Genomic DNA, 10,688 nt, shown 5'->3' with positions numbered 1-10,688 from the left:
CACGGCGCGCCGGGCCCTTCCGCGCGCCGATGAGACCGTGCCGGCGACCGGGAAGCGTACGACGGGCGAAGGCGTTCACACGGCATGTCGATCATTCACAAGACCACGATGAGTCCGACCAAGCTGGAGCTCCTCACCCCGTGGCTGCCCCAGCAGCCGTGGTACGCCGCCGCGCCGCGCCCGCCGGAGCTGTCCAGGGTCGGTGGCTTCCGGCTCGACGACCCGGAGGGCGAGGTGGGGATCGAGTTCATGGTGGTCCGGGACGACGCCGGGGACCGGCCCGCCTGGTACCACGTACCGCTGACCTAGGCCGAGGTGACCGACCCCGGGTTCGACGTCCCGGCCGGGGCCGCGGGGGCCCCGGCCGTCGTGAACGGGCCGGACGGCACCCGTCTGCCGCTGGGCGACGGGGGTCCCGTCCTCCAGGTGACGCGCGTGCTGCGTCCGGAGTCCGGTGCGGAGTCCGGTGCGGGGTCCACCGGGGTCCGGGGTCATGTGACCGCGGGCTGGCGGCTGTCGGAGGGCGGCGAGGCCCGCGGCCGGTACGTCGTGCTGTACGACAGCGACATGGCGTCCTGACACCTCACACCCCGAACACCCCTCACCGGGCCGATAGATCCAATGAATTGATGCTCCGGAGGTGAATCGAGACGATTCGAAGCTCGCTGTATTGACGTGCTCTGCTCATAGATCCTACCTTTCCCGGGGCCACTCCACGAGTTCCAGCAGGGTTCCAGCAAGGTTCCGCAGGGAGGGACATGTCGGAGTACGTACGCTCACGCATCCGGTCGGTCCGGTCGGTCCGGTCGGTCCGGACGCCCAAGACCGTCCGTAAGGCGGCCCCGAGAGCCACCGCCGTCGCGGCCGTCCTAGCCACCCTCGCCACCCTCGGCGCCGCCTTCGGCGGCACCGCCGACGCCGTCGCGAGCGGGCCCCGCCCCGCCGCCGATGTCTATGTCGCGCCCAACGGCGACGACCGCGCGCCCGGCACCCGCACCGCCCCCGTCCGCACCCCCGAGCGCGCCCGCGACCTCGTACGGAAGCGCGTCCCGCACCAAAGCGGCGACCTTACGGTGCACCTCGCGCCGGGCACGTACCGCCTCTCCCGTCCGCTCGTCCTCGACTCCCGTGACTCCGGGGGCAATGGCCACCGCGTCATCTGGCAGGGCGGCGAGGGCACCGTGTTCAGCGGTGGGCGGGCGGTCCGGGGCTGGCGGCCGGTCAAGGGCGGCGCCGGGCTCTGGTCGGCGCCCGCGCCCGCCGGGCTGGACAACACCCGGCAGCTGTACGTGGACGGCGTCCGCGCCCAGCGCGCCCGCGGGCCGATCCCGGTGAACCTCACCGCCACCGCGACCGGCTACACCGCGTCCGCCGACACCCTCGCCCGCTGGCGCAATCCGTCGGACATCGAGTTCGTCTACCCCAGCGGTGAGGCGCTGTGGAACATCCAGCAGTACGGACTCGGCCCGTGGACCGAACCGCGCTGCCCCATCGGCTCGACGACCGGCACCACCGTCACCATGGCCCAGCCGTGCTGGGACAACTCCACCAGGCGCGTGGAGTTCCCCGACATCCCCGGCCGCAGCATCAACATGGTCGGCCCCGCCAAGCTCACCAACGGCGCGCTGCCCGGCTATGTCGAGAACGCCTTCGAGGTCCTGGACCAGCCCGGGGAGTGGTACCTCGACCGGCACACCCGCACCGTCTACTACCGCCCCCGCTCCGGGGAGAACCCGCGCACCGCCGATGTGGAGGCACCGGTCCTGGAGAAGCTCGTCGACGGGCGGGGCACCGGGCGGGCGCCGCTGCACGACATCGCCCTGCGCGGTATCGAGTTCTCGTACGCCACCTGGCTCACCCCCTCCTCGCCCGAGGGCTTCTCCGAGGTGCAGGCGGGCTATACGGTGACCGGCCCGGAGGGCTGGAAGACGCAGGGGCTGTGCGAGTACACCCCGGGCGGCACCTGCCCGTACGCGTCCTGGACCAAGATGCCCGGCAACGTGGCCATCAGCCACGGCCGTGACATCGAGTTCTCCGACGACGCGTTCACCCACCTCGGCGCGGCCGGGCTCGAACTCGGCACCGGGACGAAGAACGCGACCGTACGCGGCAATGTCTTCACCGACATCTCCGGCAACGGCATGGAGATCGGCGGGGTGGACGCCCCACAGCCCGGCAGCGACGCCGACCTCACCCGCGAGGTGTCGGTGACGAACAACCACCTCTACGCGCTGCCCCGCGAGTACCACGGCGGCGTCGCCATCCTCAACGGCTACACCCGCGACAACACCATCGCCCACAACCAGATCGACCATGTCGCCTACTCGGCGATCTCGATGGGCTGGGGCGGCTGGCCCGACAAGATCGGCAAACCGGCCACCGCCAATGTCTCCCGCGACAACAAGGTGGCCGACAACCTCATCTTCGACTACATGCAGGCGCTCGACGACGGCGCCGGCGTCTACACCCAGGGCCTCACCGGAAGCTCCCTCGACAACGGCGAGAAGATCACCGGCAATGTCATCCACGACGGGTGGGGGCTGGGCCGGACCGTCTACACCGACAACGGCTGCACCTACGTGACGGTCCAGGGCAACGTCCTCTACGGCGCCCAGGCCAACGTCCTCAGCGCCCACGTCGACTACCGCGACGACCTCGGCAACAACGACCCGACCCGCATCGTCGGCAACTACTGGGAGCAGGGCGACCCCGACGGGAACGACAAGGGCGTGGTGACCAGCGGCAACCACATCCTGGCCGACCCGTCCGAGGCACCGGCCGACATCGTGGCCGCGGCCGGTCTCGAACCCCGCTACCGGGGGCTGCTCGGCCGTACGTTCGCCGCCGACTCCGTACCCGAAGCGCCCACCCGCGTGGGCGACTTCGCGGCGGACGGCTCGGCGTACGTCACCTGGAACCCGTCGTACGTCGAGGGCGGCGACCCCGTCACGTCGTACACGGTGACCGCTTCGGGCGGTTCGCGGTCCGTCTCCACCACCATCCCGGCCGCCGACTTCAAGCGCACCGCCTACGCGGTCGTCCGCGGGCTCGACAACGGGACCCCGTACACGGTCACCGTCACCGCCCGCAACAAGGCCGGTGTGAGCGAGGTGTCCCTCCCCGCGGCCCCCGTGACGCCCACCGCCGGCGGCCCCGGCGCCCTGCCCGGCGCCCCCACCGGTGTGAAGGCCAACGCGGATGCCACGGCGGCGACGCTCTCCTGGACCCCGCCCAAGACCACCGGCGACACCCCGGTCACCGGCTACCGGATCACCGTCTCCGACGGCCGTACGGTCACCGTGACCGGCCGGGATGTCCTGGTCTCCCAGCCCCGGGCCAAGGGGATGCTGCGGGTGATCGGCAAACTGCGCCCGGCCACCGCGTACACCTTCTCGGTCGCGGCCCTGACCGCCACGGGCACGGGTCCGTCGGCGGATGTGTCCGTCACGACTTCGAACAGATAAGGGGGCGAAAGCTCAAATCCTGCTCTGAAGCGGCACTCATCAGGGTTCATCACCGTTCAGAAAGACAAAACTGACGGTACTTGAGCAGTCCGGATGGACGCGGATGGACGCGGATGGACGGGGGCATTCCGATGTGTGCTGCCATGACCAGACGGCCCGCCTCGGCGGAGCCACCGGCGCTGGACCTCTATGACATCGCCTATCTGGTGGGCGGGCGGCGGTGGGTGATCCAGACCCTCCTGATAGCGCTCCAGGAGCGGGATGCGATCACCCTCCGGCGCTCGCGGATCCGCGCCACGGTGGGGGAGGAGGCCGGGCACTCGGGAGCCGGGCATCCGGGGGCCGGGCCCCAGGGAGCCGAGCCCCTGGGAGCCGGGCCCCAGGGAGCCGGGCACTCGGGGGCCGAGCACCCGGTCGAGCGCGCGCTCATCGCACTGTGCCCGCACTCGAAGCCGGTGGACCGGGTGATCCCCGCGCTGCTCGGCGGACCCGAGCTGGCGGAGATCCAGCGCCGGCTCACCGCCGACGGACTTCTCACCCGTCTCCGGGGCCGCCCCACCCGCACGGGCAGGCGCCGCGTGGAAGCGGCCGTGCGGGAGGGGGCGCTCCCCTCGTACGTGTTCTACGGCCCCGTCGTCGTCCCGGAACCGGCCCGGCGCAGGGCCGTCAGCGACGCGATACCCATCCCGAACGGCGACCCGGCCTACTGGGACCGGAACCTCCTCATCGCCTACGACCCCGAGTACCTCGACCAGGAGTCCTTCCACACGGCGCACGGGTGGGGCGACGACCGTGGCGGAAGCCATGGCGGCGACTACGGCGGGAGCCACGGCGGCGACTATGGCGGCGGCCACCACTCCTGCGGTGGCGGCGGAGGCGGTGGCGGCGGCAGCGACTAGGGCTGTCCGCCGGATCGCGCCGCCTGCGGCGAGCCGCTCCCCTCCCCGCCCCTTCCCGACACCTAACGATGTGCGGCTCCGCCGCGTGGGGGGCTCCGCCCCAGCCCCCGGCCGCGTCACAGGCGGCGCGATCGGCGCCCCGACCGCGGTGGCGGCTGGCGCGTCGGCCCCCCGGGGGCCAGGGGCGAAGCGAGCCCGGTGCTCCGCCCCGGACCCCGTCCGGAGGGCCCGGGTTATGCGCGGCCATCCGCCGCGCCGACGTGCCGATGGCGATCAGTTCGCCGGTGCAGGTGTTCGCGGTGGTGACGGTCGGCTCGTTGATCCCTCCCCGGGGTCCGGGGGCGGGAGCGGGGGCTCCGCTCCAGATCCCGGCCGGGCGACTCCGATGCGCATGGTCGTCCGCCGTGTCGGCGTGCCGATCGCGATCAGGCCGCCGGCGCAGGTGTTCCCCGGGGTCCAGGGGCGGAGCCCATGGTTGCGGGAAGGGGCGGGGAGGGGAAAGTGCCGCCGGACACCCCCCCCGTAGCCCACGGCCGTCCGTAGCGGCTGGGCCCATCCTCAAGCGGTGGCCGTGTCCTCGTAAGGCGTGGGGCAGCCAACCGTGGCGGTCACGGCCGTCAGCAGCACCACCGAGTCCTCCAGCGCCCGCAACCCGTGCCGTTCGTGCGGCAACTCCTGCACCTGGCCCGCGATGAGATCCAGCCGGTCACCGCCGCCGGTCAGCCGTACATGCCCGTGCAGCACCTGGAGGCTGGCCGCCGGGGGAGCGTTGTGCTCGTCGAGCTCACAGCCGGAAACCATGGCGATCACGCTCTGCCGCAGCGGACCGTCGTGCAGGAACAGATGGGCGCTGCGCCCGTGCGGATCGGCCTTGGCCTGGTCCAGATGGTGGCGCGCGAGCGTGGTGAGGTCATCCATGTGTGCCCCTCGATCGGTCCGGTCTGATCGTCGGCGGGTTCCCTCAATCCTCACCGGCTAGCGTGGTGGGCGCCAGTCCGCAGCCGCGCCGTGCAACCGCGCCGTGCAACCACCCGCGCAACCACCCGTGCAACCACCCCGTGGAGAGGTACCGCAGCAGTGGCCGACTACCTGACCGTACTGACCACCACCGACACCCCCGAGAAGGCCGAGGCGCTGGCCCGTGGGGCGATCGAGGCCCGGCTGGCGGCCTGCGCGCAGATCAGCCAGCCCGTGACATCCGTGTACCGGTGGGAGGGGGAGGTCGAGACGGCGGCCGAGTGGCAGGTGCTGTTCAAGACCACCGCCGCGCGCTACGACGAGCTGGAGGCGCATATCCGCGAGGCGCACGACTACGAGACCCCCGAGGTCATCGCGACGCCCATCGTGAACGGCAGCGAGGACTACCTGGCGTGGGTGGTGTCGGAAACGACGATCGGCTGACGGCGATCGAGGCCGGGGCAACGGCTCAACGCGCGCCCGGGCCCGAGCCGACGCCCGAGCCCGCGCCCGAGCCCCGCTCCGCCAGCGCCTCCTCGATCCCCCGCTCCCGCGGCCCCAGAAAGTGCGGATCCGGCTCGAACGCCGCGTCCAGCGCCGCCTTGCCCGCCGCCACGACCTCCCGGGTGCCGCCGAAGTACCAGGTCACATCGTGCGGCTCGTCGACCGTGACCCCGTACGCGTCGATCCCCGCCGCCCCGCACAGCGCCAGCGCCCGGCGGACATGGAACCCCTGGCTCACCAGCACCGCCTTGTGCACCCCGAAGACCCGCCGGGCCCGGCTGCAGGAGTCCCAGGTGTCGAACCCCGCGAAGTCGCTCACGATCCGCCGGTCCGGGACCCCGCGCTTGACGAGATACGCGCGCATCGCGTCCGGCTCGTCGTAGTCATGGCGGCTGTTGTCCCCCGTGACCAGCAGCGCATGGACCCTGCCGTCCTCGTAGAGCCGTACGGCGGCGTCCAGCCGGTGCGCCAGATACGGCGACGGCTCCCCGTTCCACAGCCCCGCCCCGAAGACCACCCCGACCGGAGCCGAGGGCACATCGGCGACCGTATGGATCCGGTCGTCCGTGCTCAGCCGCAGCCAGGTCGCGGGGAGCAGGGCCAGGACGCACACCAGGACGCTCCCCCGCACCAGCCGCCGCCACCCCCGCCGCGTCCTCGGCAACCGCCCCCGCACCCACCCCGGCATGCGCTCCCCCTCCCGCCGCACCGATCCGGTCGCGCTGTGGGACGCCGAGGAGGGGAGCGGCGGTTGCCTCACCCGGCCCAGGTGACGCGTACCACGGCGATCAGCTGCTGGCTGGGCACCGGCAGGAAGTACAGCAGCCCTACGTCCAGGAAGGCCAGATTGCGCAGTTGTCGCCCGCGGTCCGCAGGATGCGGCCGATCTCGCTCGCCGCCGCGCGAGCCTCTTCCGGGTCGGCCAGCGGATCCGCGGCCAGTTGCTCACAGGCGTGGAAGCGAGCGGCGCGCTGTGGCCAGCGTTCGATGTTGACGACGGTTCCCCAATGTGCGGTGAAGGCTCTCAGCGGTCCCACGCTGCTGGTGCGCTGCGCGCTGGTTGCCGCGCTCGCCAGATGTTCGTTCAGCTCCGGGAGGCGACTCGGAACGATCTGGGCGACTGCCACCCGAAGCGCGTCCGGGGTCAGCGACGGCATGGGGATCAGCGGAGCGCTCGCCTCGGTCGGCCGACTGCTCACGGTGGCCTCCTGTGTCCCTGAGTGCACTGCTGGCGACGCCGAGCCTATCGCTCGGTGCGGGGCTGCCGCCCGGATAGGGTGAGTGACCTCCCCGTCAGCGAAAACCAACAGGTGATCCCCGTCATGCCCCCGATTCCCACCGCAGAGCTCCACCTCCATATCGAGGGCACCCTGGAGCCCGATCTGGCCTTCGCGCTCGCCGGGCGCAATGGGGTCGAGCTGCCGTTCGCCACCCAGGAGGAGCTGCGGGCCGCGTACTCCTTCGGCGATCTCCAGGACTTCCTGGACCTCTACTACGCGCTGATGACCGTGCTGCGCACCGAGGACGACTTCGCCGACCTCACCAACGCGTATCTGGCCCGCGCCCGAGCGCAGGGCGTACGGCATGCGGAGATCTTCTTCGACCCGCAGGCGCACACCGCGCGCGGCGTCGAGATCGACACGGTCATCCGTGGGATCGGCCGCGCGCTGGACGCCGCGCCGCGCGCGTACGGCATCACCACGCGCCTGATCATGTGCTTCCTGCGCGACGAGAGCGCCGAGTCGGCCCTGGCCACCTTCGAGGCGGCCCGCCCCCACCTGGACCGGATCGCCGCCGTCGGCCTGGACTCGGCGGAGGTCGGGAACCCGCCGTCGAAGTTCCGCGAGGTGTACGCGCTGGCGCGGCAGGCCGGGCTGAAGTGCGTCGCGCACGCGGGGGAGGAGGGGCCGCCCGCGTATGTGTGGGAGGCGCTCGACGTCCTCGGCGTGGACCGCGTCGACCACGGGGTGCGGAGCCTGGAGGACGAGGCGCTGGTGGCCCGGCTGGTCGCGGACCGGACCCCGCTGACCGTCTGCCCCCTGTCGAACGTCCGGCTGCGCGTCGTGGACCGCCTCGAGGACCATCCGCTGCCCGCGATGCTGGAGGCCGGTCTGCTGGTGACGGTCAACTCCGACGACCCCGCCTACTTCGGCGGCTACGTGGGCGACAACTACACCGCCGTACGGGACGCGCTCGGCCTCGACGAGGCCACCCTGCGCACCCTGGCCCGCAACTCCTTCCAGGCCGCCTTCCTGGACGAGGAGACACGGGCGGCGTACCTGAAGGAGGTCGAGAGCTGGGGCTGACGACGACGCTGACGACGACGACGCCGCCGACGCCGACGCCGGCCGGAAGCGGTCAGCCCCCGGCCGGCTCCAGCCGCACCGCGCACACCTTGAACTCCGGCATCCGGGACACCGGATCCAGCGCCGGGTTCGTCACCGTGTTGGCCCGCCCAGGCCCCGCCCAGTGGAACGGCATGAACACCGTGTCCGGCCGGATGTCCCGGCTGATACGGGCCGGGGCCACGGCGCGGCCGCGCCGGGAGACCACCGCGATCGACGCGCCCTCGTCCACCCCCAGCCGCTCGGCGAGCAGCGGGTGGAGCTGGACGTAGGGGCCGGGCGCGGCCTCGTTGAGCTCGCCGACACGCCGGGTCTGGGCGCCGGACTGGTACTGGGCCAGCACCCGGCCCGTCGTCAGCAGCACCGGATACTCCGCGTCCGGCTCCTCGGCCGCCGGGCGATGGCTGACGGGGGCGAAGCGGGCCCGGCCGTCGGCCGTGGCGAAGCGGTCGAGGAAGAGGCGGGGCGTACCGGGGTGCGGGTGGGTTGCCGGGCTTACGGAGTCGGCGGGGCGCATGGGGTCAGCGGGGCTTACGGAGTCGGCCGCGCGCACGGAGTCGGCCGGGCTCACGGAGTCGACCGCGCTTACGGGGTCGGCCGCGCGCATGGGGTCAGCCGGGCTTACGGGGTCGGCCGGGCGCACGGGGTCGGCCGGGCGTACGGAGTCGGCCGGGCGTACGGATTCGGCCCCCGCCGAGTCGCCCCGTTCCACGCGCTCCGGGCACGGCCAGAACACCCCGTCCTCCTCCGCGATCCTCCGGTACGTGATGCCCGAGTAGTCCGCCGGGCCCCCGGCCGAGGCCCGTCGCAGCTCCTCGAAGACCTCCTCCGCGTCCGCCGGGAACCCCTTCTCCCAGCCGAGCCTGGCCGCGAGCCCGCCCAGCACCCACAGGTCCGTCCGGACGCCCGGCGGCGGGGTGAGGGCCGCCCGGCGGAGGAGGACCCGGCCCTCCAGGTTGGTCATGGTCCCGGTCTCCTCGGCCCACTGGGCCACCGGCAGCACCACATCGGCGAGCGCGGCGGTCTCCGAGAGCACGACGTCGGCGACCGCCAGGAAGTCCAGCGACCGCAGCCGGGACTCCACATGGGCCGCGCGCGGGGCGGAGACCAGTGGGTTGGAGCCCATCAGCAGCAGCGCCCGGACGTCCTGCCCGAGCGCGTCCAGGAGTTCGTACGCGCTGCGCCCCGGCCCGGGGAGGTCGTCGGGTTCGACGCCCCATACGGCCGCCACATGGGCGCGCGCGGCCGGGTCGTCGAGCTTGCGGTAGCCGGGCAGCTGATCGGCCTTCTGGCCGTGTTCGCGGCCGCCCTGGCCGTTGCCCTGGCCGGTCAGGCAGCCGTAGCCGGACAGCGGGCGGCCCGCGCGGCCGGTGGCCAGGCACAGGTTGATCCACGCGCCGACGGTGTCGGTGCCCTTGGACTGCTGCTCGGGCCCCCGGGCCGTCAGCACCATGGAGCTCTCGGCGTCGCAGAACATCGTGACGGCCTTACGGAGCTCAGGAACCGGGACGCCCGTGATCCGCTCCACCAGCTCCGGCCAGTGGGCCATCGCGGCGGCCCGCGCCTCGGGCCAGCCGCTGGTGCGCCGTTCGACGAACTCCTCGTCCACCCGGCCCTCCGCGACCACCAGGTGCAGCAGCCCCAGCGCGAGCGCGAGATCGGTGCCGGGGCGCGGCGCCAGATGCAGATCCGCCTGCTCGGCCGTACGGGTCCGCCGGGGATCGACCACGATCAGCCGGCCGCCCGCCTCCTTCAGCTCGGTCAGATAGCGCAGCGCGGGCGGCATGGTCTCGGCCAGATTCGAGCCGACGAGGACGACGCATCCGGTGCGGGAAACGTCCGCCAGCGGGAACGGCAGCCCCCGGTCCAGCCCGAAGGCCCGCTGATGGGCGGCGGCGGCCGAGGACATGCAGAACCGGCCGTTGTAGTCGATCTGTGAGGTGCCGAGCACCACCCGGGCGAACTTGCCCAGCGCGTACGCCTTCTCGTTCGTCAGCCCGCCGCCGCCGAAGACGCCCACCGCGTCGCGGCCGTACGCTCGGCCGGTGGACTCCAGGCCCTCGGCGATCCGGTCGAGGGCCTCCTCCCAGGTGGCCGGTTCGAGCCGACCGGTGTCAGGGCGGCGGACCAGCGGCTCGGTCAGACGCACCCGGGAGGAGAGCACGGCGGGCGCGGTGCGGCCCTTACCGCACAGCGCGCCACGGTTGACGGGGAACGCGGTGCGCTCGACGACCTCGACACCGCCCGGCCGACCGACCGGCCCGTCACCAGGCCCGTCACCAGGTCCGCTGCCCGGCCCGTCACCAGGTCCGTCGCCCGGCCCGTCACCAGGTCCGTCGCCCGGCCCGTCACCAGGTCCGTCGCCCGGCCCGTCACCAGGTCCGTCGCCCGGCGGCACCGGGCGCAGCGTCATACCGCACTGCAGCGAACAGTAAGGGCAGTGCGTATCGACGGGGTCGGAGGAGGCGGGGGAGTGCTCCCCGGGAACCGGAACGTGCGCCATGCGAAGGAGCGTGCTA

Annotated in this window: 10 protein-coding genes; 6 read left to right on the top strand and 4 right to left on the bottom strand. The window is 72.8% G+C overall.

From position 1 onward, the window contains the following. Positions 1–84 precede the first annotated feature (84 nt). From JK364_RS57880 to JK364_RS51525, 4 genes are all read left to right on the top strand, one after another. Positions 85–309 carry a maltokinase N-terminal cap-like domain-containing protein gene (locus JK364_RS57880; protein ID WP_307841683.1) on the top strand — a complete coding sequence of 75 codons (225 nt, stop codon included), beginning with the start codon at positions 85–87 and terminating at the stop codon, positions 307–309. 6 nt (positions 310–315) lie between these two features. After that, positions 316–579, top strand: coding sequence for a hypothetical protein (locus JK364_RS57875; protein WP_307841682.1), 264 nt, complete (start codon positions 316–318; stop codon positions 577–579). A gap of 179 nt (positions 580–758) precedes the next feature. Continuing rightward, entirely contained in the window at positions 759–3,464 is a 2,706-nt protein-coding gene (locus JK364_RS51530; protein WP_201858396.1) for a fibronectin type III domain-containing protein, read from the top strand. A gap of 143 nt (positions 3,465–3,607) precedes the next feature. After that, positions 3,608–4,363, top strand: coding sequence for a DUF2207 domain-containing protein (locus JK364_RS51525; RefSeq protein WP_201858395.1), 756 nt, complete (start codon positions 3,608–3,610; stop codon positions 4,361–4,363). 558 nt (positions 4,364–4,921) lie between these two features. Here the strand turns inward: JK364_RS51525 and JK364_RS51520 are convergent. Further along, a complete protein-coding gene (locus tag JK364_RS51520; protein ID WP_201858394.1) occupies positions 4,922–5,281 on the bottom strand; it encodes a cupin domain-containing protein in 360 nt (119 codons plus the stop codon). A 159-nt stretch (positions 5,282–5,440) separates the two neighbouring features. On the opposite strand from JK364_RS51520, the gene cutA reads away from it, so the two are divergent. Beyond that, positions 5,441–5,764 (top strand): divalent-cation tolerance protein CutA, encoded by a 324-nt coding sequence (gene cutA, locus JK364_RS51515; RefSeq protein WP_020871507.1) that lies wholly within the window; start codon positions 5,441–5,443, stop codon positions 5,762–5,764. A gap of 25 nt (positions 5,765–5,789) precedes the next feature. Here the strand turns inward: cutA and JK364_RS51510 are convergent, their stop codons facing one another. Next, positions 5,790–6,512 (bottom strand): SanA/YdcF family protein, encoded by a 723-nt coding sequence (locus tag JK364_RS51510; RefSeq protein WP_201858393.1) that lies wholly within the window; start codon positions 6,510–6,512, stop codon positions 5,790–5,792. Positions 6,513–6,651: 139 nt separating this feature from the next. Continuing rightward, a complete protein-coding gene (locus JK364_RS51505; protein WP_307841681.1) occupies positions 6,652–7,023 on the bottom strand; it encodes a hypothetical protein in 372 nt (123 codons plus the stop codon). 123 nt (positions 7,024–7,146) lie between these two features. On the opposite strand from JK364_RS51505, the gene JK364_RS51500 reads away from it, so the two are divergent. Further along, on the top strand, positions 7,147–8,130 hold the full coding sequence (locus JK364_RS51500; protein ID WP_201858392.1) for an adenosine deaminase: 984 nt from the start codon (positions 7,147–7,149) through the stop codon (positions 8,128–8,130). A gap of 52 nt (positions 8,131–8,182) precedes the next feature. On the opposite strand, the gene JK364_RS51495 is transcribed toward JK364_RS51500, so the two are convergent. After that, positions 8,183–10,672: a molybdopterin oxidoreductase family protein gene (locus JK364_RS51495; protein WP_230993843.1), complete on the bottom strand. Its 2,490-nt coding sequence runs from the start codon at positions 10,670–10,672 to the stop codon at positions 8,183–8,185. Between the last annotated feature and the right edge of the window lie 16 nt (positions 10,673–10,688).

The sequence above is a fragment of the Streptomyces endocoffeicus genome (genome assembly GCF_016741935.1).
GTDB lineage: Bacteria > Actinomycetota > Actinomycetes > Streptomycetales > Streptomycetaceae > Streptomyces > Streptomyces endocoffeicus.
The sequence above is the reverse complement of the archived record's forward strand: the minus strand, read 5'-3'. Positions and strand labels throughout refer to the sequence as shown.